We start from the raw sequence: 24,764 nt of genomic DNA on the forward strand, positions 1-24,764 counted from the left end.
TCAGGCCCTGACCCCGGCTATCCGGCGGGCTCCAGATCCCACACCCACACCCCGCCCACGAACTCCGGCTGCTGCCCCCCGAGCAGCCGGACCACCGTCTCGCGCAGCGCGTCCTGATGGTGCTGCGGGGCCAGGACCAGCGCGCCCGCCTTCCAGTACGCGAGGTCCGCGCGGGCCTGGGTCTGCCAGGCCTCGCCGAGCGCGGGGACCTCACCGCTGCCGCGCACCTCGGCGAGGAGGTTGGAGGTGTGCCGGGGCACCGCTCCGTAGATGCCCTGGCGCTCCGGGCCCCAGGGCCCGTTGAAGTAGCCGCCGGGGAGCTTGAAGCCGAGGTCGGCGACCGTCTGCCAGTGCAGGGGCTCGGCGATCCCCGGGTCGGGGAGCGGCACCGGGACGAGGGTCTCGCCGGGGCCGACGTACGAGCGGTACGTGCCGTCCGCGAGGAAGGCGGGGACCGGGACCCGGTCCACGGCCTTCAGCGGGAGCGGGACGATCGGGATCAGGGCCGCCGCGACCGCCGCGTACCCCCAGCTCCGGTGGGCGGCGCGGGCCGTGCGCAGCCGGGTGAGGGCCAGCGCGATGAGCATGCCGAGGACCGGGGCGCAGATCATCGCGATACGGGACTCGATCACCGCGGAGAGCAGCGGCTGGTTGGCGAGCGCCCGCCAAGGGCCCGTGACGGTGATCGCCGTACCGGGGAGGTCGAAGCGCGGGCCCATGGAAAGGAGCGCCGCGCCCGCCGCCGTGAACGCGAGCGCCTTGACGAGCGGACGCTCCCACAGGCGGACCACGATGCCCACCGCGAGCGCGGCCAGCGGCCAGCCGTAGAAGGCGTTCTGCTCGGTGATGTTCATCGCCAGGGACTGGGAGTTCTCGCGGTCGCCGGCAAGGGAGCGCTCCGCGAAGGAGACCAGGGCGAGCGGGCTGTTGGCGGTGTTCGGTGCGTGCATCACGCCCGAGTAGCTCTGCGGCCCGAAGAACTGCCACCACAGCGGGACCGCGACCAGCGGGACGGAGACCGCCGCCGCGATGCCCAGGCCCCGCAGGACCGGTCGCCAGGCGGCCGCGAAGACATCCCTGCGTACGAGCGAATAGCCCGCCGCGAACAGCAGCAGCCCCATCACGGCGAGCAGCAGCGGCTCCTCACCGAGGAAGATCTGATACGCGGCGAACAGACCGAGCACGACCCCGTCCCGTACGACGTGCTCTCCGTCGACCAGGCGCAGGGCGCGGTCGATGATCAGCGGGATCATGAAGAGCACGATGAAATTGGGATGCGCGTGCGCATGGCTGATCATCGGGGGCGCGAAGGCCGCGAGTGCCCCGCCGATCGCGGCCGGAACACGGGCGCTCACGACATGGCGGCGGATCAGCCAGTACCAGGCGTACGCGGTCGCGGCGAGCCCCAGCGTCATCACCAGCTGCAGCGAGAGCGCCGGGCCGAAGAGCGCCGTGACGGGCGTGAAGGGGACGGAGAGGCCCAGCATCACCGTGTTCGCCATCAGGTTCACCCCGTCGGGGAAGCCCTGGAGATCGGTGAACAGCGGGTTGTTGAGGTTCAGGACGTTGTGCGCGGTGACGTCGAAGAACCACTCCCACTGGTTCTGGTCCTGCAGCGCGTCCGGCAGATAGCGGCCGTCCGGATCCGTCCAGCGGTTCTTGTACAGCAGGAAGGACGCGAGGACGAAGAGCCCGAGCACCGCGAGCGAACCGCGGTCCAGGGACCGGGCCTTGAGCACGGTGAGCTCGCGCAGCGTGGAGAGGTAGTCGCGGGGGCGTACCTTCGAGCCGTCCTGGTGGGACCAGCGCACCGGGACCTCCGCCACGGGCAGATGATGACGTCGGAAGAACTGCAGCACCTCGACGTCGATCGCCCAGCCGTCGAGGCGGGACGCGGCGAAGGCGGCGCGGGCGCGCTCGCCGTCGAAGAGCTTGAAGCCGCACTGGGTGTCGCGGATGCCGGGCACCGCGAGCAGCCGGATCAGGAGATTGCCGGCGCGGCCGAGGGTCTCGCGCAGCGGGTGCTGGTGCTTCTCGATCCGGGCGCCGGTGGCGGCGCGGGAGCCGATCGCGGCGGCGTGGCCGTCGGCGAGCGCCTTGTCGAGGCGGTCGATCTCGCTGATCGGGGCGGCGAGATCGGCGTCCGTGACCAGGATGCGCTCGCCGCGCGAGGCGGCCACACCGCGGCGCAGGGCGTGACCCTTGCCGTGGTTGGTGTCGCCGGGCAGGACGCGGATCCGCGGCTCGGCTATGGACGCTTCGATGGCTATGCGGCGGGTGTCGTCGCTCGAACCGTCGTCGACGACGATCAGTTCCCAGCCGCGGGTGTCGCCGAGGTGGGCGGTGATCGCGTCCAGGGTGGGCCGCAGCCGTTCCTGTTCGTTGTAGGCGGGGACGACGACCGTCAGCTCAAGGGCCAACGGGGCTCACCCGACCAGCTTGTCGACGAGGTCGAGGGAGTGCCGGTTGTACGCGGTGATGATCTCGTACGCGGCCTGGGCGTCGCGCCGGCCGACCGCGTCCACCAGCTCGGTGTGCCCGTTCCACAGGCGCCCCTCGAGGGGGCCGGCCGAGCGCAGCAGCGGTACGGCGAAGACCCAGGCCTGCACGCGAAGGCGGTGCAGGAAGTCGGTCAGATACGCATTGCCGAACAGCGAGCTCAGCTCGCGCCAGAAACGCAGGTCGTAGCCGATGAGCACATTGAGATCGCCGCTGGTGGCGGCCCGGGCCGACTCCTCGGCGCGCCGGCGCACCGAGAGGAAGGAGTCCTCGGGCTCCTGGATCCCGTGTGCGGCGATCCCGCGGAAGATGGCCTCGGCGACCAGGGCGCGCGCCTCGACCATGCCCTGGTAGTCGGCCACCGAGTACTCGTGGACCTTGAAGCCACGGTGCTGTGCGCTGTCGAGGAGCCCCTGGGCGGAGAGGTCGACGAGTGCCTCGCGCACGGGCGTCGCGGAGACCCCGTACTGCTCGGCGATCTCCTTGACGGTGAACTCCTGGCCCGGAGCGAGACGCCCCGCGAGCACCTCGTCACGCAGCGCGTCCGCGATCTGCTGGCGCAGCGTGCTGCGGGTGACCGCAGAGCTGCCGGTGCCGCGCATCGTGGGCTTCCCTCCCCTGGGTGACGCTATGGGTGCGCGGTCACCTTACGCGCCCGCCGCCGGGCGGGGTGCCCCCGATGCCTTGCGGACTGCGGCTCCACGGGAGCGGGCGGGGGCCTTCGCGGCCGCTTCCGCGGTACGGGTCCGCGCGGGCGCTTGGGCGTCGGAGCCCTTGGCGCCGGTCTCGTCGGCGGTGGCCCGTGCGGTGAGGAAGGCGTCCTCGAGCAGGGCGCGGACGTGGTCGCCCGCGGCCCGGTAGTAGATACGGGTGCCCTCGCGCCGGGAGGTGACGAGGCCCGCGGTACGCAGCCGCGCCAGGTGCTGGGAGACGGCGGCCACGTGGGCACCGGTCAGCTCGGCGAGCTGACCGACCGGGCGCTCACCCTGCGAGAGGTCCCACAGGATGGTGAACCTGGTCGGGTCGGCGACCGCCTTCAGGACGGCCACGGCTCGGCTCACATCGGGGTGCGTTTCTTGCGTGTCCACGCAAACAGGGTACGACGCTCGGGTGACTCGTACGACGCTCGCGCGAGTCAGCTGAAGACGATCATCGAACCCTGTCCGAGACTCCGGGTCGCGGCCGCGTGCAGCCCCAGCCACACATGCCGTTCCCGTGCGAAGGGGCTGGCGTCGAAGGGGGCCGGAGCCGCGGGTTCCTCCAGCTCCGTGGGGCCCGGGGGCGGCGCGGGCGCCGCCGGCGGGTTGGCGGGGTCTATGCCGATCGCGGGCGCCACGAACTCCAGCTCCCTGAGCAGCGCCTGGGCGGAGCCCAGCGGCCCGCCGGACTCCAGAAGTTCATCGCTCACGAGCGGCGCCGGGAAGTCGACCGGGACATAGGCTCCGGCGTGGTCGTAGTGCCACACCAGATGTGACTGCTGAGCGGTCGCCTCGAACATCTCCAGCAACTGCTCGTAGTCCCCGCCGAGTTCGTCGACGGGCGTCACGGCGAGGCCGCACAGCTGCAGCAGATAGGCCCGCCGCAGAAAGTGCAGCGCGTCGTAGTCGAACCCGGCGACCGGGGCGACGTCCCCGCTCAGGCCCGGCATGTACGCGAACACCGGTACCGGTGGCAATCCCGCCTCGGCGAGGACCTTGTCGTAGAGCGCGAGCTCCTCGGAGAAGGGGTTGTCAGGGCTGTGACACAGCACGTCGACGAGGGGGACAAGCCACAGGTCACACGCCAAGAGACGCTCCTCGGATCAGCGTTCAGGTCCGGGCAGCGTAGTCCTTGTCGGCTGCCGTGTGCAGGGGATACGTCGGGCCCGTCCCTCGCAGGGACGGGCCCGGGCGAACTCGGGTGGTACCGCGGATCAGCTGCCGACGTACCAGGTGAAGCCGCCGCTCTGGCTGGCCACCACCATGAGGACGACGAACAGCAGCACGTCGATCACGCCGAGCACGATCGCGGCGGTGGCCATCCCGCGGCCCTTCGAGGAGTTACGGCGACCGACGGCACCGAAGATGATCGCGAGCGGGCCCAGGATGAACTGGAAGAAGAACACACCGATGATTCCGCACGTGAGCCCCGCGACCGCCAGACCGTTGGTCTGCGACTTCCCACGGGTCGATGCGTACTGACTAGTCATGATTCCTCTCCTGATTCCGGGGTTGTCCGGAACCAGCGAGTACCCCTGCCCGGTCGCTGCAAGCACACCGGTTCGTCGCAAGTCCTTTACGTGGCAGGGGACTTGACGAAGTAGGGGACTTGACGGAGCAGAGAACTCGACGGAGCAGAGAACTCGACGGAGCGAAGGCTCACCGCGCCTCGGGCGGCCGCTGTCTCGGCATGTTCGGCCGTGGCAGCGGGAAGCGCGCCGGGGCCGGACCCTCGGCGCGCGACGGGCCGACGCCCGCCGACTGCATCACCAGCGGAGCCGGACCCGAGCGGAACTCGACCATCCAGTCCGCCGTCTCCGAGCGCACCAGCTCCGTCACGTCCTCCGAGAAGCGGCGCAGAATGCCCAGACACCGCTCGGCCGCCTCACCGGCCGTCCCCTCAGTCGGGCCGAGGACCTCCCGTACCGACTCCGAGGCCCAGTCGAACTGCAGGGTTCCGAGGCGGCGCTGCACGGCCTGCGCGGTGGCCACGTCCCTTATCCAGCCGGACGTGAGGCCGAAGTACCGGTCGCAGCCGATGCACGCCACCGACAGAAGCAGCGCGAGGTAGCCCCAGGGCGCCGCACCCTCGACCGCCGAGGTCAGGTCGAGCAGCGGCAGGGCCGCGCCCGCGACCGCGCCGAGTGCGGAGCCGAGCCGCAGGGCCCGGGCGCCGCGGCGCTTGAAGCCGCGGTCGGTCAGATACCAGGCGGCGGTCTCCCGCGCCCCGTCCTCCACCCACCGGTACAGCTCGTCGAGCCGCTCGGCCGGTTCGCCCCAGTCGCCGAGCGGAAACGGCCGTGCGGTGAGATCCTTCGCGCCCGACTCCCGCTCGCCCCGCGCCTCGGACACGCCCCCTGCGTTCACGGCCTCGCCGGCCCCGCCTTCAGGCGGCACCTCGGGCTGCATCCCCGGCTGGCTCACCCGGCACTCCCTTGCTGGTACGGCTGGGACAGATGTGCAGGCATCTTCCTACCGCCCAATGGGTGGCCATGGTGCCGTTCCGGCGGGTTTTCCGCCCGTACGTGGCTGTTCATCAGGTATAGGACCCTGTCCCCATCACTCGAAAGAGTGCTGGGGCGTGGCGTCCGGGGAGCACGTAGGCTCGTTCCAGGCGGAAACCCCCGCCTGCCGATACGCGAAACCGTCTTACGAGCCAGGAGCTGATCGTGATTCCCGGTGGTGGCCAGCCCAATATGCAGCAGCTGCTCCAGCAGGCCCAGAAGATGCAGCAGGACCTCGCCCAGGCGCAGGAAGAGCTCGCGCAGACCGAGGTCGACGGGCAGGCGGGCGGCGGCCTGGTGAAGGCCACCGTCACCGGCTCCGGCGAGCTGCGCGGCCTCGTGATCGACCCCAAGGCGGTGGACCCGGAGGACACCGAGACCCTCGCCGACCTGATCGTCGCGGCGGTCCAGGCCGCGAACGAGAACGCGCAGGCCCTCCAGCAGCAGAAGCTCGGCCCGCTCGCGCAGGGCCTGGGCGGCGGCAGCGGCATCCCCGGACTGCCGTTCTAGGAAGTGCCGGGTGCGCCCGTACAAGTGACATGAGGAGCCAGCTCTTCTGCGGGCCCCGCGCACCAACTACCGTACGTAGCAATCGAATGTCGAAGAGAGCCGCAGGAAGGCAATCCGTTGTACGAAGGCGTGGTCCAGGACCTCATCGACGAGTTGGGCAGGCTGCCCGGCGTCGGTCCCAAGAGCGCGCAGCGGATCGCCTTCCACATCCTGCAGGCCGAGCCGACGGATGTGCGCCGGCTCGCGCACGCCCTGCTCGAGGTCAAGGACAAGGTCCGTTTCTGCAGCGTGTGCGGCAATGTCGCGCAGCAGGAGCAGTGCGGGATCTGCCGCGACCAGCGGCGCGACCCCGCGGTCATCTGCGTGGTCGAGGAGCCCAAGGACGTCGTGGCGATCGAGCGGACCCGTGAGTTCCGCGGCAAGTACCACGTCCTGGGCGGGGCGATCAGCCCGATCGAGGGCGTCGGCCCGGACGACCTCAGGATCAGGGAGCTGCTCGCACGGCTCGCGGACGGCACGGTCACCGAGCTGATCCTCGCCACGGACCCCAACCTCGAGGGCGAAGCCACGGCCACGTATCTGGCCCGCATGATCAAGCCGATGGGCCTGAAGGTCACCCGGCTCGCGAGCGGTCTTCCGGTCGGCGGCGACCTCGAATACGCGGATGAGGTCACGCTCGGCCGCGCCTTCGAAGGAAGGCGGCTCCTCGATGTCTGAGCTGTCCGATGACGTTACGGCGCCCCAGCACGGCGCACCCACGGGAGGTCGAGACGCCATGTCCACTGCGAATGACGCCACGCTGCACGCGACGGCTCAGGACCCGGACGACTTCGCGGTCCAGATCGCCGATCAGGTCGAGTCGTTCATCGTCGCCGTGACCGAGGTGGCCAAGGGCGACGAGCCGGACTCGGCGGTGCCGTTCCTGCTGCTCGAGGTCTCCCAGCTGCTCCTGGCCGGCGGCCGGCTCGGCGCGCACGAGGACATCGTGCCCGACGAGCGCTATGAGCCGGATCTGGGCCCGGAGCCGGATGTCGACGATCTGCGCGAGCGGCTCGCCGAGATGCTCGACCCGGTCGACGTCTACTCCGAGGTCTTCGACCCGTACGAGCCGCGCAAGGCCCCGGTGCCCTGCCGTATCTCCGACGACCTCGCGGACGTCATCACCGATCTGCGCCACGGCATGGCCCACTACCGCGCGGGACGCACCACCGAGGCGCTGTGGTGGTGGCAGTTCTCCTACTTCTCCAACTGGGGCTCCACGGCCTCGGCTTCGCTGCGTGCCCTGCAGTCCCTGGTCGCCCATGTCCGCCTCAACCAGCCCCTGGAGGAGCTGGACGGCCTCGACACCGACCAGGACCTCGGCGAGGACGCGCTCGCGGAGGAGGCCGGCAAGGTGATGGTCGAGGAGATCGCCGGGCCCCTGGGGCTTCGGCCCGTCAAGTAGCGCTTCGGACACGGGAGTACGGCCGGTGAGGGTGACCCTCACCGGCCGTACTCATGTCCGGGTCGTCACCACATCACGGGCAGGCGCTCCGGCAGCCGCTTCATGAACCCCGTACGCCACACCAGCTGCTCGATCGGTACGGCCAGGCGCAGCTCGGGCGTGTGCTCCACGAGCGCCTCGATGGCGATCTCGGCGTGCTTCTTGCCGAGGGCGGTCGCCGGGCAGTAGTGCTGGCCGCCGCCGAACGACAGGTGCTGCGCGTTGTTCGGCCGCTCCAGGTCGATCTTCTGCGGGTCGGCGAAGGCCTCCGGGTCGAAGTTCCCGCCCTCGGGCAGCACGAGGACCAGCTCACCCTTCTTGACCAGCACCTCGCCGACCTGAATGTCCTCGGTCGCGAGCCGTGGCAGCCCGTCCGCGATCGAGAGGTTGATCCGAAGGAGCTCGTCCACGGCCGCGGGGATCTTCGAGCGGTCCTCGCGCAGCTCCGTCCACAGCTGTGGATGCTGGAACAGGGAGACGAGCGCCATGGTGAGGAAGCCCGCGGTCGAGATGACCCCCGCGCCGAACATGGTGACGCCGACGGTGGCCAGCATCTCGTCCGTGAGGTGCGCGTACTCGGGGTCCTCGCGCAGCGCCGCGAGCTCCGCCATCAGACCCGTGGTCGCCGGGTCGTCGAGGCGCTCGACCATGTACGCCATATCGCGGTCCCAGTTGAGCTTGGCGCCCGTGATGGGGCAGGCCGAGTTCATGAACGCGATGTGCAGGCTGCGCATCAGCTTCGCGCCGTCCGCGGTCGGGATGCCGAGGATGCGGCAGTGCATGCCCGAGGAGTACGGGTCCGTGAACTGCTCGCGCAGATCGGCCGGCGCACCGTCCGCCGTGAAGGAGCCGATGAGCTCGGCCGCGTACGACCGCAGGAAGTCCTGCAGTCCGGGCGCCTTCGGGTTGAGCGCCTTGAGCACGGCCTTGCGCAGCCCTGCGCCGGTGATGTTGCCCATGTTGTTGACGACCTCGGGCGGGATCGTCAGGGCGTACTGCCGCGGTACGCCGGGCGCCGAGGTGTCCTTGAGGCTGAACCGGCGGTCCTCCAGGACCTGCTTGCACAGCGCGTACGAGGAGACCAGCCAGGCCTCGTCGCCGGCGATGGTGCGCACCCGGCGGACCGGGGTCTTCTCGCGCAACTCCTCGACCTGCCGGGGCAGCTGATCACCGCGCCAGGAGAACGGGAAGTCGATCACGGGCGGTGCGAGGGCTTCAGGTGCCAGGGTTTCAGCGGTCATCGGAGTCGGCTCCTTCGGCGGGCGTGACGATCGCATGGCCCTGGTTGCGTGAGGCGCGCAGACCGTGGCCGCGCGAGTAGAGCAGCTCGGCCATCGGCAGCAGCTGGTGGTAGCAGTTGAGCGAGGACGGGACGCCGAGGATGGCGGGCGTGTCCAGGAACAGCGGCGCCTCGGCGCACACGTACTGCAGACACACCTCGCGCTGCTGCTCGGTGGCCTTCTTGCCGTCCAGGACCTTGGACGACAGGAAGGAGTCCACGAGCGCGTCACAGGTGGCCCGGAAATCCTCGTCGTGCGCGAGGCGGCCCTGCAGATGGCTGTGGATCTCCTTGTACGCGGGGTTGTCCACGAAGGAGGACATGGGCTGGGCCCGCAGGCGCCGGCCTTCGGGGTCGAGTGCTTCGACGGCGTTGTTCACCTTGGCCCGTACACCCCGCAGGTTCTTCACGGACTTGCGGCGGGCGTCGTCGGGCGGATAGCCGAAGGCCTCGTACATCTCGGCCACGTACAGGTCGGTATAGACGAAGTCGACCTGCCGGAAGAGGGCGAGTCCCCACAGCGCCAGATCGTTGATGCGCTGGGCGGAGAAGTAGCTGTTGCCGGGGGAGACCCCGATGACGGCATGATCGCCGTCCTCGCAGATCACCTGGCAGTGCGGGGTGTAGGGATCGGCCCGGAATTTTCGCGCCGCCGGGCTGTGCGGCGATCGGGTCGTGAACGGCTGGAGCTCGATAACGGTCGCAGCTGTCAACTGAGCTGATTCCTTTGGCCGTTGCTAGTCCCATGGGGCCTTGTGCCCCTGGTGTGGCAGCGACGACGGACAGTTATATCCGCGCTACGGAGAGGCGTCAACGGATACTGACCGGCTGGTGAGTCGGTGGGTCCGGCGCTTGTGACGCCCTTGTGAACCAGGACACTTTCGGAGTGTTCCGCTCCCGCCCGGGGCAGGCGCCTCCCCGGAGCGGACGGCAGCCCAGGTGGTCACTGAGTGAGCGGGACATCTCACGATGTGATTGGTCCGGGGCAAGGGCTGTCCGCTCGTTAAACTGAGCCGACCCACTAGTGGACTGAGCGAGGAGCGCACGTGAGCCTTGTCGTGCAGAAGTACGGAGGCTCCTCCGTAGCCGATGCCGAGGGCATCAAGCGCGTCGCCAAGCGGATCGTGGAAGCCAAGAGGAACGGCCATCAGGTCGTCGCCGTGGTTTCCGCGATGGGCGACACGACGGACGAGCTGATCGATCTCGCCGAGCAGGTATCCCCGATCCCTGCCGGCCGCGAGCTCGACATGCTGTTGACCGCGGGAGAGCGGATCTCCATGGCCCTTCTTGCCATGGCGATCAAAAACCTGGGCCACGAGGCCCAGTCGTTCACCGGCAGCCAGGCAGGTGTCATCACCGACTCGGTCCACAACAAAGCCCGCATCATCGATGTCACACCGGGCCGCCTTCGCGCCTCCCTCGAAGAGGGCAACATCGCGATCGTCGCCGGCTTCCAGGGTGTCTCGCAGGACAGCAAGGACATCACCACGCTCGGCCGCGGCGGCTCCGACACCACCGCCGTCGCGCTTGCCGCCGCGCTCGACGCGGACGTCTGCGAGATCTACACGGACGTCGACGGTGTGTTCACCGCCGACCCGCGCGTGGTCAAGAAGGCGAAGAAGATCGACTGGATCTCCTTCGAGGACATGCTGGAGCTCGCCGCGTCGGGCTCCAAGGTCCTGCTTCACCGCTGCGTCGAGTACGCACGCCGTTACAACATTCCGATCCACGTACGCAGTTCGTTCTCCGGTCTTCCGGGTACGTGGGTCAGCAACGAGCCGCAAGGGGATCAGAACGTGGAGCACGCGATCATCTCGGGCGTCGCCCATGACGTCTCCGAGGCGAAGGTCACCGTCGTCGGCGTACCGGACAAGCCGGGCGAGGCCGCGCATATCTTCCGCGCCGTCGCCGAGGCCGAGATCAACATCGACATGATCGTGCAGAACGTGTCGGCGGCCTCGACCGGTCTGACCGACATCTCCTTCACGCTGCCGAAGGCCGAGGGCAAGAAGGCCACCGCCGCCCTCGAGAAGATCAAGGCGACGGTCGGCTACGACTCGCTGCGCTACGACGACCAGATCGCCAAGATCTCCCTCGTCGGCGCCGGCATGAAGACCAACCCGGGCGTCACCGCGCAGTTCTTCGAGGCGCTCTCCGACGCGGGCGTGAACATCGAGCTGATCTCCACCTCGGAGATCCGTATCTCGGTCGTCACCCGTGCCGACGACGTCAACGAGGCCGTGCGCGCCGTGCACACCTCCTTCGGCCTGGACAGCGACTCCGACGAGGCCGTGGTCTACGGGGGCACCGGCCGATGAACCGGCTCGACGGGGGCTCCGTCCGATGACCCGTCCCGCCCCGACCCTCGCCGTGGTCGGGGCCACGGGGGCCGTCGGCACGGTCATGCTCCAGATCCTGTCCCAGCACGCGGACATCTGGGGCGAGATCCGTCTGATCGCCTCCTCGCGCTCGGCCGGCCGCAAGCTGGCCGTGCGCGGCGAGGAGGTCGAGGTCCACGCCCTCTCGGAGGAAGCCTTCGAGGGCGTGGACATCGCGCTGTTCGACGTGCCCGACGAGGTCTCCGCCCAGTGGGCGCCGATCGCCGCCGCCAAGGGCGCGGTGGTCGTGGACAATTCGGCGGCCTTCCGGATGGACCCGGATGTGCCGCTCGTGGTGCCCGAGGTCAATCCCCATGCGGTACGGGTACGGCCGCGCGGCATCGTCTCGGTGCCCAACTGCACCACGCTCTCGATGATCGTCTCGGTCGGTGCGCTGCACGCCGAGTTCGGCCTTGCCGAGCTGGTGGTCTCCTCGTACCAGGCCGTGAGCGGCGCCGGGCTCGCCGGTATCGCGGCCCTGCGCGAGCAGCTGAAGCTGGTCGCGGGCACGGAGCTCGGCACGACGCCGGGCGATGTGCGCCGGGCCGTCGGTGACGCCACGGGGCCGTTCCCCGAGCCTGTGGCGCTCAACGTGGTGCCCTGGGTGGGCTCGCCCGCGGACGACGGCTGGTCGTCCGAGGAGATGAAGATCCGCAACGAGTCCCGCAAGATCCTGGACCGCCCCGACCTCAGGATCAGCGCCACCTGCGTACGGGTGCCCGTGGTGACCACGCACTCGCTGGCCGTCCATGCGCGGTTCGAGAACGAGATCACGGTGGAGCGTGCGTACGAGATCCTCTCGACCTCGCCCGGAGTGGTGCTCTTCGACAACCCGGCGGCCGGTGAATTCCCCACACCCGCCGATGTGGTGGGCACCGACCCGACCTGGGTGGGACGGGTGCGGCGTTCACTGGACGATCCCTTCGGGCTCGAGTTCTTTGTGTGCGGGGACAATTTGCGCAAGGGCTCGGCTTTGAACGCGGCGCAGATCGCTGAACTGATCGCCGCTGAATGGTCCACTTAGGGGCGGTTTCACCTGCTTCAGGCGCCCGAATTCTCCGTTTGCTTCGGTGAATCCGAAAGTTCAGCGGCTGAGCAGGTATCAGACCAAAATGCCCGTTTTAAACGGCACTTCGGCCACCCTCCACCCTCCTCGTCCGGCGTAACTTCTGTGTAAGTTGTGTGTGCGGACCGCAGGTCCAGTCCAGTGCGACTGACCTGCCCGGGGGCGTCCGGAATTCCTCCCCGTCGATGTGCAACCGAGCACATGGCGGGGAGCGTCTATGCGGTCGCCCTCTTCAAGCGCCGCAGCAAAATGGGGCATAGGGGAAGAGCTGGTACGTATGACGGCATCCGACACCACGGCAGGGGCGAAATCCGCCACAAACGTGATGCCACACACGTACAACCCTGACGGGGGGAAGCGTGTCCAACAGGCGTGGCAGAGGTACTCGAGTTCTCCATGGCCCTCGCGGGACCGCGGACGCAGCGGCGTCCACGGCCTGCCGTGGCCGGCGGTCCGCCAAGGAACCGCTCCAACGACAGCGGCATGCCGGTGATCGCCCCCATGCCGGCGACGCAGCCTGCCCGCATACCCAGCGCGCGCGACGGCGCTGACGACGTCATGGCTGCGGGCACCGACGCCACCGCTGCTGCGGGCACCACCGTCGACCACCTCACCGAGACTTACCGACAGCACTACCGCTCCCTGCTCGGACTCGCGGCGCTGCTCCTCGACGACACGGCCTCCTGCGAGGACGTGGTCCAGGAGGCGTTCATCCGTGTGCACTCCGCGCGCAAGCGCGTGCGCGAACCCGAGAAGACGCTCGCGTATCTGCGGCAGACCGTGGTGAACCTTTCGCGGTCCGCCCTGCGCCGCCGCATCCTCGGCCTGAAGCTTCTGTCGAAGCCGATGCCCGACATGGCGAGCGCGGAGGAGGGGGCGTACGACCAGCTGGAGCGCGACGCCCTGATCAAGGCGATGCGGGGCCTGCAGCGCCGCCAGCGCGAGGTCCTGGTGCTCCGCTACTTCGCGGACATGACCGAGGCGCAGGTCGCCGAGACGCTCGGCCTCTCGCTCGGCTCGGTCAAGGCCTACGGCTCACGCGGGATCGCGGCGCTGCGCGTCGCCATGGAGGCACCCGCATGAGCGAGCACCGAGACGGCCACGGACCGGGCGGGCGCCCCGATGAGGCGCGGGGCCCGGACAGCCGGTACGGTCGGGGCCGCACCGGCCGGGGCCGCGAGGAACGTGGCGCGTCCTGGGCGGGGCGCGGCGAACGCGATGCGCCCTGGGCGGGGCGCGACGAACGAGGCGCGTCCTGGGCGGGGCGCGACCACGAGCACGGGCAGCACGGACAGCATCAACAGCATGGTGGGTACGGAACGGTGAACGGCGCGAGCGGCCCCGAGAACGACCCGAACCAGCGAGGGCAGGACGCACAGGACCTGCCCCAGGACTTTCCGCAGCACAAGGCGCAGCACTCCCCGCAGGCGGAGCTCGGTCCCGACGAGCTCGCTCTGCGCCGGATGATGCGCGGCGCGGTGCAGGACATCGCACCCTCGGACGACGCGCTCGCCCATCTGCGCCGTGCCGTCCCCGCCCGCCGGGCCCGCAAGCGGCAGGCCGTCGTGGGGATGGCGGCGGCGGCCCTTCTGATCGGCACCGCGGTGCCGGCTCTCTTCCACGTCGCGAGCTCACCGGCGTCCGACGACAACCTCACCAGCGCCGGCGACTCCTCCGCCGTGCCGGGCGAGGACGGCTCCGACGAGGGCGCCGGGTCCGTGGGCGGCGGGAGCGACAAGGAGCCGGGCCAGGACGGCGAGAAGGAGAAGGACGAGAAGGAGAAGGACGAGAAGGAGAAGGGCGAGACCGAGTCCGGCGGCGCCACCGTCGGCACCAGCCCCTCCGGTGAGGTGATCGCCAACGCTCCGGTGTGCGATGCGTCGATGCTGGGATCGCCCACCGCGACCACCGGTGCCGCGCACCCCGACGGGACGGTCTACGGAGCCTTCACGGTCTCCAACCAGTCCACCGTCGACTGCACGGTCGGCGGCTCCGGCAGCGTGACCCGCACTGCGCAGGGCGCGGCCTCGGACTCCAGGATCAGCGTCGCGGACCATGCGGCGGGTGACCCGGCGAGCGGTCTGCCCGCGCCGTCCACCGAGCCCTCCGCGGTCGTGCTCAAGCCCGGCCAGGCCTACCAGGTGCAGTTCGCCTGGGTGCCCTCCGACTCCTGTCCCAGCGTGGAGCCCTCGCCCGACCCCTCACCGAGCGAGAACAACGGGGATACGGGCGGCTCGGGCCAGACCGGCTCGGAGCTCGAGACGCAGCTCGCCACCGAGGAGGGCGGCACCCAGGACGGCAGCGTCCTGCTCACGCACACCGCCGAGCCGGGTGCGCCGACCGTCGATGTGACGATCCCCAACGCGTGCGCGGGCACGATCTACAAGACCGGGGCGATGCCGGCGTCGTAGGCGCGATCCGCCCGGTGTGCTCGGGGAGCCGTGCTCTCCGCTCGATGGGCCGGTGCTCCTCGCCACTCGACCGGCCCGTGCTCCTCGCCCGAAGGTCGGGGAGCCGTGCCGCGGCCGGTCTTAGTACCGCTCCGTCAAGTGCTCCCGGCCGGCCGGCGGCTCGTACGGCTCCGGCCAGAAGTCGGTGATCGCCACGATGCGTCCCTCCGCGTCGGCCGTGAACAGGTTGACCGCGTAACTCTCCTTGATGCCCTCCCGCATCAGGATCCAGCTCACCGCCTCATCGCCCTCGGCCACGATGCGCAGGACCTGGGCATGCCAGTCGCCCGGGTACTCCCGGTTGAACTGCAGATAGCGCTCCTTGCCGCGGATCCGCTCACGGGACTGCGGCATCTCGTACACCACATCGTCCGCGAGCGTCTCCCCGAACGCCGTCCAGTCACGGGCCTCGGCCGCGGCCCAGTACGTCTCAACTGCCTTGCGCAGTCCGGTGGATGAGGTCATGCCCGCAGTCTGCACGCCGCCACTGACAACGCCACCCCACCTGCGAGTATCCGCGTGAGGCGGCGGTGGGTCGGGAGTTATCCACAGGCCGCACGGGAATCGCCGCGATCGGCTTTGATGGGGGCATGAACGACGACGCCCGCACCCCCGCCGAGTCCTCCTCCGACCTGCCCGTCTGGGAGCAGCGCTTCCGCGCCCCGCGCGTCTCCCTGCCCGACTGGGCCGAGGATGCACCGCAGCGCGCGCTGTTCGTGTCCAATGCGACCGGGACGTATGAGCTCTACGCCTGGGACCGGGACAGCGGTGAGCAGCGCCAGGTGACGGACCGGCCCAACGGCACGACGGATGGCGTGCTCACCCCGGACGGGCGGGCGGTCTGGTGGTTCGCGGACACCGACGGCGACGAGTTCGGGGTGTGGATGCGCCAGCCTTTCGAAGGCGGCGCGGACGAGCCGGCCGTCCCCGGGCTCGACCCTTCCTACCCGGCGGGCCTCGCCCTCGGCCGCGACGGCTCGGTGGTGGTCGTGGGCCGGTCGACGGACGACGAAGGCACGACGATCCACGTCGTACGGGACGGGGGAGCGCCCGTCGAGATCTACCGGCATCAGGAGTCGGCCGGAGTCGGCGACCTCTCCCACGACGGCACGCTGATCGCCGTCGAGCACACCGAGCACGGCGACGCGATGCACGCGGCGCTGCGGATCGTGCGCCTCGACGGATCCGCGGTCGCGGAGCTGGACGACTCCAAGGGCGGCACCGAGGAGCTGGGCCTCGAGGTTCTCGGCTTCGCGCCGGTGGACGGCGACACCCGGCTCCTCGTCGGGCATCAGCGCCGGGGCCGCTGGGAGCCCCTGATCTGGGACGTGACCACGGGCGAGCAGACCGATCTGACCCTCGACCTGCCGGGCGACGTGAGCGCCGAGTGGTATCCGGACGGCTCAGGACTGCTCGTCGGCCACAGCTTCGAGGCGCGCAGCGAGCTGTACCGCTTCGACCTCTCCTCGCGCGAGCTGATCCGGATCGACACCCCGCCCGGCTCGGTGGGCGGCGCCACGGCGCGCCCCGACGGGACCGTCGAGTACCTCTGGTCGTCGGCGGCGGTCCCGCCCGCGGTCCGCTCCACGACGGGCAGGGTCGTGCTCGACCCGCCCGGTATGAAGGCGCCCGGGTCGGTGCCGGTGGAGGACGTCTGGGTCGACGGCCCCGGCGGCAGGGTCCACGCCCTGGTCCAGCGCCCGGCCGGCGACGGCCCGTTCCCCACGGTATTCGACATCCACGGCGGTCCGACCTGGCACGACAGCGACGAGTTCGCCGCGGGCCCGGCGGCCTGGGTGGACCACGGCTATGCGGTCGTCCGGATCAACTACCGCGGCTCGACCGGCTACGGCAGGGAGTGGACCGACGCCCTGAAGCACCGGGTGGGCCTGATCGAGCTCGAGGACATCGCGGCCGTACGGGAATGGGCGGTGGACTCCGGTCTGGCCGACCCCTCCCGCCTGGTCCTCGCGGGCGCGTCCTGGGGCGGCTACCTCACGCTTCTGGGCCTCGGCACCCAGCCGGGCGCCTGGTCCCTGGGCCTGGCCTCGGTCCCGGTCGCGGACTATGTGACGGCGTACCACGACGAGATGGAGAACCTGAAGGCGATGGACCGCACGCTCCTCGGCGGCACGCCGGAGGAGGTCCCGGAGCGGTACGAGGCCTCGTCACCGCTCACGTACGTGGACGCGGTGAAGGCCCCGGTCTACATCGCGGCGGGCGTCAACGACCCACGCTGCCCGATCCGCCAGATCGACAACTACGTGAACCGCCTCGCATCCCGCGGAGCGATCCACGAGGTCTACCGCTACGACGCGGGCCACGGCTCCCTGGTGGTGGAGGAACGCATCAAGCAGGTTCGACTGGAGATCGAGTTCGCGCAGCGGCATCTGAACTAGCTCGTCCGGCAATCCCGGCCGGTCCGGCAATCCGAGCCCTCTGCGGCGATTGAGGAGATCCGGATCGCCGGGGTCCGGGGGCGGAGCCCCCGCGGGCCACCCACGCACTGGGTGCCTTGTGATGGGGGTCCGGGGGCGAGCCCCCGGTTTCGGGAAGGGGCGGGGCGGGGGAGAAGGCCCGCCGCAGGCGCCGCCCCACCCCGAGACCGCAGAGGAAGACGCCGGACCCGAGGCAGGAGCCACCCCCGGGGCGGGACCCGGAGACGGGGGCCCGGGCCCGGAGGCGAGGGCGGAACCCGGAGACGAGGGCCGGGGCCCGGAGGCGAGGGCGGGACCCGGAGAAGGGGCGGGGTCCGGGACCCGGGACCGAACGCACGCACAGAGGGCCGTACCGTGGAGGACGTGTACCGCTTCCTGCTGACGCCACGCTGGTGGGGCATCAACGTCTTCGTCCTCCTCGCCATCCCCTTCTGCATCTTCATGGGTTCATGGCAGCTCGGCCGCTTCGAGGACCGCGTCGAGGGCCACCGCACCGCGGAGAAGCAGAGCGAGCAGGCGGGCAAGGGCGCGGCCACCCCCCTCACCGAACTGCTCCCGGTCACCGGGGAGACCTCCGGCAAGCGCGCCGAGGTGACCGGCGTCTGGGCCGACCAGTTCACCGTGCCCGACCGCGAGCTCGACGGAAAGCGCGGCTTCTACGTCCTGGGTCTGCTCAAGACGGACGGCGGCAAGGCGGTCCCCGTGGTCCGCGGCTGGCTCCCGGCCGGCGAGAAGGCACCGTCCGCACCGACCGGCGAGGCCACGCTGACCGGTTCGCTCCAGGCATCGGAGAGCGCGGGCGGCGCGGGAGTGAGCGCCGCCGGCGGTCTGCCCTCCGGCCAGCTCGGCATGATCAGCGCGGCCTCGCTCGTGAACCTGGTCCCGTACGACGTCTACGACGCGTGGATCACCGCCGACCAGGCCTCCGACGGCCTGCGCACGGTCCCCCCGAAGGCACCTCAGGGCACGGGCCTCGACCTCAAGGCCTTCCAGAACCTCGGCTACACCGGCGAGTGGTTCATCTTCGCGGGCTTCGTGCTCTTCATGTGGTTCCGGCTGCTGCGCCGGGAGATCGAGTTCGCACGGGACGCGGAGCTGGGCCTGGCGGACCCGGCCGCGCAGCCGGACGGTTCGCCGGTCGGGTAAGGCGGCCCGTCGGACGGACGCCCACGCGCGCCCGACAGACGGACCCCGCGCACACCGGAGCCCCGGCCGGAAAGGGCCGGGGCTCCGGTGTGCGCGGGCGACGCCGGGATCAGCGGTTGCCCTGACGGCGGGACTGGGCCTTCTGCTGCAGCCCTCTGGTCTTCGCGCTGATCGACTGCACATCGGGCTTGGTGCTCTTGGAGCGCGCCTGTGCCGCGGAGATCTTCGAGTGCTGGGGGTCCTTGGGGTGGTCGTGGGCATGCTTGGCCATGATCCACTCTCCTCCTTGCGCCGGACTGGCATACGTCCTCCACTTTCCCCCCGCTCCAGGGGTTCGGCCACTTGGCGCAACAGGAGACACTGGCCCCATGGGATTCGTCGTGATGGTGACGCTGCCGGGCCTCGTCATGCTGCTCATCGTGATCGCGTTCGTGGATCAGCTGCTGCTCCGGGCCGGCCGTGCGGGCATGCTCCCGTGGCGCAACGGAGCGCGGACCGGGCAGGTGTCGGCCACCGGCTTCGAGCAGCTGCACGGCGCTCTGTCCCCGGGCAAGCAGAACGAGCTCAAGGAGCGCGAGACCGCCCTGGTGCTGCCGGACGACGAGGACGACGGCGCACCGCCGAACCGGAGCATCGTGGACCTCGACGGCGGCACGGCAGTGATCCGGCGCCCGGCGCTCTGAGGCACGAGCCGCTCCCCAGGCCCCGTCCAGCGGCACGAGCCGCCCCCTCCCCAGGCCCCGTCCAGCGGCACGAGCCGCACCCCCTCCCAGGCGCTGCCCACCGGACGAACACCGGACGAACACTGGACGGACACCGGACGACCCTCCTAGGCCCGCACCAGCTCCGCAGCCCCGAAGGACACATCGAACCGGTCGCACCAGATCGCCACGCTCCCGAACTCCTCCAGGTCCACCCCGGCCGGGATCGCGTAGTTCTGGCTGCCCTTGTTCCCCTTGAGCTTGCCGAGGCCCACATGCTCACCGTCGTCGAAGACCCGCCAGCCGCCGACGCCCTCCTTGACCGGTGCGTCGCTGATCCAAACGTGCAGATCCGGACCGTTGCTGGTCTCCAGATCGGTCAGCCGCAGCACCCGTGAACCGTCGGCGAGTTCGAGCACCTGCACCGAGCCGCTCGTCCCGTGCTCGTGGCTGATGAACTCGCCCCGCGCCAGCGTCCTCGGCGCGGCGGGCGCACTCGCGGACGGCGAACTCTCCCCGGGCGCCCGCGTGGCAGGCGCACTCGCCACGGGGGAGCTCACGCCCCCCGGCAGCGCCTCGTTCACCGTTTCGTCCTGGAACAGTTTCCACGGCTGGAACCAGTAAAGACCGAACCCGGCAAGGACCGCGCCGAGCACCAGTCCGCTCACCACGACCTTCGGCGTCAGGATCTTCCGTATACGAGACATCGCGACCTCCCAGCCATACACGACCGAACCGGCCGCCCTTGCCGTATCCAACGGCAGGAGCGGCCGGCCCGGTCCCCGTGCTGCGGTGACGTAAGACTTCCGTCACCGCTTGGTGGTCTTGTTGTACGCCCGCAGCGCCCACCAGTACCCGAAGAGGGTGAGCCCGGTGCACCAGGCGAGCGCGATCCAGCCGTTGCTGCCGATCTCGCCGCCCATGAGCAGCCCGCGCACGGTCTCGTTGATCGAGGTGAAGGGCTGGTACTCGGCGAACCAGCGCAGTCCGACCGGCATCGAATCGGGGTCCACGACCGCGCTGCCCATGAGCGGCAGCAGCGTCAGCGGCAGCGGTCCGTTGGACGCGGACTCCACGGTCTTGGCGTTCATGCCCATGCCGGCGCACAGCCAGCTCAGGCCGAGGGCCAGGAAGATCAGCAGTCCGGCGGCGGCGATCCACTCGACGAGCGAGGCGTTCGGACGGAAGCCGATCGCGACGGAGACACCGGTGATCAGGGCGAGCACGGCCGTGACCTGGATCGTGCTGCCGAGCACATGCCCGCTGAGCATGGCGCCCCGGGAGATCGACATCGTACGGAAGCGGTTGATGATGCCTTCCGTCTTGTCGGTGCAGACCGACACCGCGGTGGCCACGGCCCCTGAGGTCGCGGTCATCACGATGATGCCGGGCACCAGATAGTTGATGTAGTCCCCGCGCGTGGTGCCCGGGCCGAGGGTGCCCGTGCCGATCGCGCCGCCGAAGACGTACACGAAGAGCAGCAGGAACAGCAGCGGCATCACGAGGATCGAGACCGTCATCGCCGGATAGCGCTGCATGTGCTTGAGGTTGCGGCGCAGCATCGTCATCGAGTCGCGCACGGCGGTCGAGCGGGCGGGCGCCGGCTCGGCGGGGGCGAGGGTCGCGGTGCTCATCGGGCCGACTCCTTCGACTGCGACGGGTGGGGGAGGGTGGCGCCGTCGTCCTTGGGGCGGCCCGTGAGGGTCAGGAAGACGTCGTCCAGATCGGGGGTGTGCACGGTCAGCGACTCGGCGTGCACCTGGGTGGTGTCGAGGACGTCGAGGATGGAGCGCAGATTGGCGGTCGAGCCGTCGCTGGGGATCTGCAGCGTGAGCGACTCCTCGTCGCTGGTGGCGACCCCGAACACATCCGCCGCGGCGGCGAGTTGGGCCGCGTCCGTGAACTGCAGCCTGACGTGTCCGCCGGGGATCAGCCGCTTGAGCTCCTCGGCGGTGCCCTCGGCGACCAGCCGCCCGTGGTCCAACAGCGCGATGCGGTCGGCGAGTTGATCGGCCTCCTCCAGATACTGCGTGGTGAGGAAGATCGTGGTGCCCTGGCCGACGAGGTCGCGGATGAGCTGCCACATGGTGCGCCGGCTGCGCGGGTCGAGCCCGGTGGTCGGCTCGTCGAGGAAGATGATGCCGGGGCTCGCGACCAGGGTCATCGCCAGATCCAGCTTGCGCCGCATACCGCCGGAGAACGTGGCCGCCGTCTTGTGCGTGGCCTCGGTGAGGTCGAAGCGCGCGAGCAGATCGGCAGCGCGCCGCTTGCCCTCGGCCCTGGGCAGATGGCTGAGGTCGGCCATCAGCATCAGGTTCTCCTCGGCGGTGAGGAGGTTGTCCACGGCCGAGAACTGCCCGGTGACACCGATCGACCGGCGTACCTTCGCGGCCTGGCGGACCATGTCGTATCCGGCGATCTGCGCCTCGCCGCCGTCCGCGGCGATCAGGGTGGAGAGGATCTCCACGGTGGTGGTCTTGCCGGCGCCGTTCGGACCGAGCAGGGCGAAGATGCTGCCCTCCGGGATCGTCAGATCGATCCCGTCGAGCACGATCTTGTCTCCGTACGACTTCCGTAGACCGATGGCGGTGATGGCGGCGGGAGCAACAGTGGATGTGCTCATGACAGCCTGCCTCCTGTGCTGGGGTAAGGGGGTGGTGGTGAAGTGGCTTGTTGTCTAAGTCGGTCGGTGCCGCTGGGTGCTGGTTGGTTCCGGTCGCTGCCGGTCGGAGTGTCCGGGTCGTACGGGGATCAGGCGCGGCGGATGATCACGTCGCCGACCGAGGTGCGGCCGCGCACCTCGACGGTCTGCTTGGAGGCGTCCGGTCCGGTGCCCGTGCCGAGCGAGTTGCGTACGGCGCCGCCCTTGGTGCTCACGTCGAGCCAGGCGGCCGTGCCCTCGGCGATACCGATCTCCAGCTGGCCGACCGAGGTCTCGAACCGGACCTGGCCGCGCTCGACCCGTCCGATCCGGATGCCGCCGGTCGCCGAGGTCGCCTGCACATCGGCGTGCGCACTGCCCACGGAGATCCGGCCGTTGGCGGACTTGACCTGCAGATTGCCGGTGATGTCGCCGACGGCGCTGTCGCCGTTGCTGTTCTTCACGGTCGCGGAGCCGTCGATCTCACCGAGGTCGATCCGGCCCGTGCCGGAGATGAACTGGTGGTCGCTGCCGCTCGCCCGGTCGACGCGGATATCGCCGAAGCCGGTCTTGATGTTCGCGTTGCCGACCTCGTCGAGCTGGATGTTGCCCATCGAGGTCTTGACCGTGATGTCCCCGAAGCGGCCCTGGCCGTCGATGTAGATCATCGAGGCGTTGCTGCCCAGGGCGGAGCCGGCCGGGAGCTCGACGACCACGTCGATGCCGCCGGACTTGTTGAACACGGACCGCGACTTGGGGGCCTTCACGAGCAGCCGGCCGCCGGAGAAGGTGACCTGGGTGTTCTGTGCGGTGCGTACGTCGCGGTCGTTGGCGTCGTTGGTCGGCGTCACCTCGACGGTGGTGTCGGTGCGCTCGCTCGCGGTGATCCGCAGGTTCACCATGTCGCCCTCGACGGAGAGGGTGATGGGGCCGGGGGTCTCGTAACTGGTCATCTCGGGTCCGTCCTTACGGTGCGAAGTCGGTGGGAAGCGGGGTGTGAAGCCGTGCGAAGTCTGTGGGGTGGCCGCGGCGCGGTGCGGGCGCTCTAGCCGGCCCAGCCGGTGAAGTCCCGCGGGTGGTCGGGATGGTGCGGGACGGGCGGCGGCGGGGCCAGGGCGGCGGCCACGGCGCGGCCGAGCCAGGCGTTGAGCGAGAGTCCGTCGCGGGTGGCGGCCCCTTCCGCCTGCGCCTTGAGGTGGGCGGGCAGCCGGAGGTTGATCCGGGCGGTGCCGCTGTCGTCGCCGTCCAGGAGGGCGGCCGGGTCGGGCGAGACGGGCGGCGCGTGCGTCGTCGGTGCGGTGGGGCGCTCGGCCTCGTACGGCTGGGGCGTGCTCACCACGAACTCGGGGTCGGTCCCCCGCAGCCGTACACCGACGGAGCCCGGCGCCAGCTCGCGGGTGACCTCGGCCATGGCGTCCGACAGCGCGTTGAGCAGCGCGAGCCGGGCCGCGGACTCGAGCGGCCAGGTGAGCCGCTCGGCCATGGCGCGGGCCTCGGGCCCGGCCGTCTCGGCGGCGGTCGCCAGCTCCTGGCGGAGGGTGTCGACGTACGGCGTGAGGTTCATGACGCCACTATGGCGCCATGTGTGGCGCCATGTCAAGCGGTCGTGGCGCGGGATGGCGCTATGTGGTGCCAGCTGGGGGCGTCTGTGCAGGTCATGCGCCGTGCGCAGGAAACAAAAAAGCCCCCGGCCGCCGCATTGAATGCGGCGGCCGGGGGCTTTGGATGCGTGCTCGGCCGATCCTTCGCTGACTGCTCGGCCGTCCCGCGGACTGCTAGCCGACCCACCCCGTGAACCCCTGGCCGACCCCGCGCGAGTGGTGCGTGGCGGGCTGTTCCTGGCGAGGTGCCGGGCTGATGGCCTGGGATGCGGCGCGGACGAGCCAGGCGTTGACCGACAGGCTGTCGCGCGCCGCGGCCTCCTCGACCCGGGTCTTGAGGTGCGCCGGAAGCCGGAAGTTGATGCGCGCCATCGAACCGTCGTCGGCCTCGGGCGCGACCGGCGGCGCCGGGGGCAGCGGGGCCTGCGGCGGCGCGGGCACCTGGGATGCCGGCTCCGACGAGGGCGGGGCCGTCACCACGAACTCGGGGTCGAGCCCGCGCAGCCGTACGTCCACCGAACCGGGCGCGAGCTCACGGGTGACCTCGTCCATCGCCGCCGACAGGGCGTGCAGGAGGGTCAGCCGGGTCGCCGACTCCAGCGGTGCGGACAGCCGCTCGGCCAGATCGCGCGCCTCGGGGCCTGCGGCGTCGGCGGCGGTCGCGAGCTCCTGGCGGAGGGTGTCCACATACGGCGTGAGGTCCATGACGCCAATTATGGCGCGTGTGGCGCCATGGCGGGCGCGAGGGTGCCACCGGACCGGCCTGCCCGGGGGCCTTTTCTCGTACGGGAGTCAAGTCCCGGTCCCGGGAAGGGACTTCGGCCACCGGTGCGCGAGAACGCACGGACGGTTGGTCAGCCGCCCCACTGCAGGGCCGGTCCCTGGGGTCCCCCGGGCCTCTTGGCGGACACGAGCACGGCGGACAGGGCGGAGGTCACGGCGAGGCTGCCGGCCAGGATCATCGTCACGCCGACCATGAACAGGCCGCTGGCGTCGTCCGACCAGTCGTAGAAGGCGGCGGCGGTCAGCCCCGCGGTGATGCCGACGACGGGAACGGCGGGGTGGCGGCGCGTTGCCGCCCAGTACAGCGGCGCGAGCAGGGTCAGCACCAGACCGACCACCTGCCATGCCTCGTACGGCCCGGTCGTCGAGCCGTCGGGGTGCACATCGCGCCGCTGGTCCCAGCCGAGCCAGGCGGCCCAGGCGCCTGCGGTCAGCGCGGCAAGGGCGAGCGTGGCGATCACCTGGCGGGCGGGGGCGGAGAGGTTCTTGTGCATGTCCCCAGCGTCCCCGCCGGCGGTGCGCGCGACCACCGTACGGATACTCATCCGGGCTCTCTGCGCAGGTACTCAGAACGACGGCCGGACGTG

The 24,764-nt window shown here is 70.4% G+C and carries 27 protein-coding genes; 10 read left to right on the forward strand and 17 right to left on the reverse strand.

Annotated elements, in window-relative coordinates:
• Positions 1-17 precede the first annotated feature (17 nt).
• From ABT367_RS01205 to ABT367_RS01230, 6 genes are all read right to left on the reverse strand, one after another.
• Positions 18-2,420 carry a dolichyl-phosphate beta-glucosyltransferase gene (locus ABT367_RS01205; RefSeq protein WP_352248266.1) on the reverse strand — a complete coding sequence of 801 codons (2,403 nt, stop codon included), beginning with the start codon at positions 2,418-2,420 and terminating at the stop codon, positions 18-20.
• Between the two features lie 6 nt (positions 2,421-2,426).
• On the reverse strand, positions 2,427-3,101 hold the full coding sequence (locus ABT367_RS01210) for a GntR family transcriptional regulator (RefSeq protein WP_352248268.1): 675 nt from the start codon (positions 3,099-3,101) through the stop codon (positions 2,427-2,429).
• A gap of 45 nt (positions 3,102-3,146) precedes the next feature.
• Positions 3,147-3,587 (reverse strand): ArsR/SmtB family transcription factor, encoded by a 441-nt coding sequence (locus ABT367_RS01215; protein ID WP_352248270.1) that lies wholly within the window; start codon positions 3,585-3,587, stop codon positions 3,147-3,149.
• 47 nt (positions 3,588-3,634) lie between these two features.
• On the reverse strand, positions 3,635-4,285 hold the full coding sequence (locus ABT367_RS01220; RefSeq protein ID WP_352248272.1) for a hypothetical protein: 651 nt from the start codon (positions 4,283-4,285) through the stop codon (positions 3,635-3,637).
• Between the two features lie 126 nt (positions 4,286-4,411).
• Positions 4,412-4,687 carry a DUF4190 domain-containing protein gene (locus ABT367_RS01225; RefSeq protein ID WP_352248274.1) on the reverse strand — a complete coding sequence of 92 codons (276 nt, stop codon included), beginning with the start codon at positions 4,685-4,687 and terminating at the stop codon, positions 4,412-4,414.
• A gap of 169 nt (positions 4,688-4,856) precedes the next feature.
• Positions 4,857-5,606 carry an SLATT domain-containing protein gene (locus ABT367_RS01230; protein ID WP_434975378.1) on the reverse strand — a complete coding sequence of 250 codons (750 nt, stop codon included), beginning with the start codon at positions 5,604-5,606 and terminating at the stop codon, positions 4,857-4,859.
• Between the two features lie 260 nt (positions 5,607-5,866).
• On the opposite strand from ABT367_RS01230, the gene ABT367_RS01235 reads away from it, so the two are divergent.
• The 3 genes from ABT367_RS01235 (at position 5,867) to ABT367_RS01245 (ending at position 7,655) form a co-directional block, all read left to right on the forward strand.
• Positions 5,867-6,211, forward strand: a complete 345-nt coding sequence (locus ABT367_RS01235) for a YbaB/EbfC family nucleoid-associated protein (protein ID WP_352248278.1) — start codon at positions 5,867-5,869, stop codon at positions 6,209-6,211.
• Between the two features lie 117 nt (positions 6,212-6,328).
• Positions 6,329-6,928 (forward strand): recombination mediator RecR, encoded by a 600-nt coding sequence (recR, locus tag ABT367_RS01240; RefSeq protein WP_352248280.1) that lies wholly within the window; start codon positions 6,329-6,331, stop codon positions 6,926-6,928.
• 58 nt (positions 6,929-6,986) lie between these two features.
• Entirely contained in the window at positions 6,987-7,655 is a 669-nt protein-coding gene (locus tag ABT367_RS01245; RefSeq protein ID WP_199548600.1) for a DUF5063 domain-containing protein, read from the forward strand.
• 65 nt (positions 7,656-7,720) lie between these two features.
• Here ABT367_RS01245 and ABT367_RS01250 read toward each other — a convergent pair whose 3' ends face one another.
• Together ABT367_RS01250 and ABT367_RS01255 are read right to left on the reverse strand one after the other, a co-directional pair.
• Complete coding sequence (locus ABT367_RS01250) at positions 7,721-8,935, reverse strand: cytochrome P450 (protein ID WP_352248282.1); 1,215 nt, start codon at positions 8,933-8,935, stop codon at positions 7,721-7,723.
• Positions 8,925-9,686, reverse strand: a complete 762-nt coding sequence (locus ABT367_RS01255; protein WP_352248284.1) for a tRNA-dependent cyclodipeptide synthase — start codon at positions 9,684-9,686, stop codon at positions 8,925-8,927. The genes ABT367_RS01250 and ABT367_RS01255 overlap by 11 nt, the downstream gene beginning before the upstream one ends.
• Positions 9,687-10,019: 333 nt before the next feature.
• Between ABT367_RS01255 and ABT367_RS01260 the strand changes: the two genes are divergently transcribed.
• From ABT367_RS01260 to ABT367_RS01275, 4 genes are all read left to right on the forward strand, one after another.
• Positions 10,020-11,291: an aspartate kinase gene (locus ABT367_RS01260; RefSeq protein ID WP_165335914.1), complete on the forward strand. Its 1,272-nt coding sequence runs from the start codon at positions 10,020-10,022 to the stop codon at positions 11,289-11,291.
• Positions 11,292-11,316: 25 nt separating this feature from the next.
• Positions 11,317-12,375: an aspartate-semialdehyde dehydrogenase gene (locus ABT367_RS01265; protein ID WP_352248286.1), complete on the forward strand. Its 1,059-nt coding sequence runs from the start codon at positions 11,317-11,319 to the stop codon at positions 12,373-12,375.
• Positions 12,376-12,789: 414 nt separating this feature from the next.
• Entirely contained in the window at positions 12,790-13,500 is a 711-nt protein-coding gene (locus tag ABT367_RS01270; protein ID WP_434975370.1) for a SigE family RNA polymerase sigma factor, read from the forward strand.
• Positions 13,497-14,828, forward strand: a complete 1,332-nt coding sequence (locus ABT367_RS01275; RefSeq protein ID WP_352248288.1) for a hypothetical protein — start codon at positions 13,497-13,499, stop codon at positions 14,826-14,828. The genes ABT367_RS01270 and ABT367_RS01275 overlap by 4 nt, the downstream gene beginning before the upstream one ends.
• Before the next feature lie 120 nt (positions 14,829-14,948).
• Here ABT367_RS01275 and ABT367_RS01280 read toward each other — a convergent pair whose 3' ends face one another.
• The gene (locus ABT367_RS01280) at positions 14,949-15,332 is read right to left on the reverse strand and encodes a nuclear transport factor 2 family protein (RefSeq protein WP_352248290.1); all 384 of its coding nucleotides are present in this window, start codon (positions 15,330-15,332) and stop codon (positions 14,949-14,951) included.
• Between the two features lie 125 nt (positions 15,333-15,457).
• Here ABT367_RS01280 and ABT367_RS01285 point away from each other — a divergent pair, with 125 nt between their 5' ends.
• Together ABT367_RS01285 and ABT367_RS01290 are read left to right on the forward strand one after the other, a co-directional pair.
• The gene (locus ABT367_RS01285; RefSeq protein WP_352248292.1) at positions 15,458-17,266 is read left to right on the forward strand and encodes a S9 family peptidase; all 1,809 of its coding nucleotides are present in this window, start codon (positions 15,458-15,460) and stop codon (positions 17,264-17,266) included.
• Positions 17,267-17,668: 402 nt separating this feature from the next.
• A complete protein-coding gene (locus tag ABT367_RS01290; protein WP_352248294.1) occupies positions 17,669-18,451 on the forward strand; it encodes an SURF1 family protein in 783 nt (260 codons plus the stop codon).
• 109 nt (positions 18,452-18,560) lie between these two features.
• Here the strand turns inward: ABT367_RS01290 and ABT367_RS01295 are convergent, their stop codons facing one another.
• Positions 18,561-18,722, reverse strand: a complete 162-nt coding sequence (locus ABT367_RS01295) for a hypothetical protein (RefSeq protein ID WP_165335970.1) — start codon at positions 18,720-18,722, stop codon at positions 18,561-18,563.
• Between the two features lie 97 nt (positions 18,723-18,819).
• Here ABT367_RS01295 and ABT367_RS01300 point away from each other — a divergent pair, with 97 nt between their 5' ends.
• Entirely contained in the window at positions 18,820-19,134 is a 315-nt protein-coding gene (locus ABT367_RS01300) for a DUF6191 domain-containing protein (protein ID WP_352248297.1), read from the forward strand.
• A 146-nt stretch (positions 19,135-19,280) separates the two neighbouring features.
• On the opposite strand, the gene ABT367_RS01305 is transcribed toward ABT367_RS01300, so the two are convergent.
• The 7 genes from ABT367_RS01305 to ABT367_RS01335 form a co-directional block, all read right to left on the reverse strand.
• Entirely contained in the window at positions 19,281-19,859 is a 579-nt protein-coding gene (locus ABT367_RS01305; protein ID WP_352248299.1) for a DM13 domain-containing protein, read from the reverse strand.
• Between the two features lie 102 nt (positions 19,860-19,961).
• Entirely contained in the window at positions 19,962-20,786 is an 825-nt protein-coding gene (locus tag ABT367_RS01310; protein WP_352248301.1) for an ABC transporter permease, read from the reverse strand.
• On the reverse strand, positions 20,783-21,775 hold the full coding sequence (locus ABT367_RS01315) for an ATP-binding cassette domain-containing protein (protein ID WP_352248303.1): 993 nt from the start codon (positions 21,773-21,775) through the stop codon (positions 20,783-20,785). The genes ABT367_RS01310 and ABT367_RS01315 overlap by 4 nt, the downstream gene beginning before the upstream one ends.
• Positions 21,776-21,903: 128 nt before the next feature.
• Positions 21,904-22,746: a DUF4097 family beta strand repeat-containing protein gene (locus ABT367_RS01320; RefSeq protein WP_352248305.1), complete on the reverse strand. Its 843-nt coding sequence runs from the start codon at positions 22,744-22,746 to the stop codon at positions 21,904-21,906.
• Between the two features lie 92 nt (positions 22,747-22,838).
• The gene (locus ABT367_RS01325; RefSeq protein WP_352248307.1) at positions 22,839-23,357 is read right to left on the reverse strand and encodes a hypothetical protein; all 519 of its coding nucleotides are present in this window, start codon (positions 23,355-23,357) and stop codon (positions 22,839-22,841) included.
• 211 nt (positions 23,358-23,568) lie between these two features.
• Positions 23,569-24,099 carry a hypothetical protein gene (locus ABT367_RS01330; RefSeq protein WP_352248308.1) on the reverse strand — a complete coding sequence of 177 codons (531 nt, stop codon included), beginning with the start codon at positions 24,097-24,099 and terminating at the stop codon, positions 23,569-23,571.
• A gap of 149 nt (positions 24,100-24,248) precedes the next feature.
• A complete protein-coding gene (locus tag ABT367_RS01335; protein ID WP_434975371.1) occupies positions 24,249-24,722 on the reverse strand; it encodes a hypothetical protein in 474 nt (157 codons plus the stop codon).
• Positions 24,723-24,764: the final 42 nt, after the last annotated feature.

The sequence above is a fragment of the Streptomyces mesophilus genome, assembly GCF_040300965.1.
In the GTDB taxonomy this organism is placed as follows: Bacteria; Actinomycetota; Actinomycetes; order Streptomycetales; family Streptomycetaceae; genus Streptomyces; species Streptomyces mesophilus_A.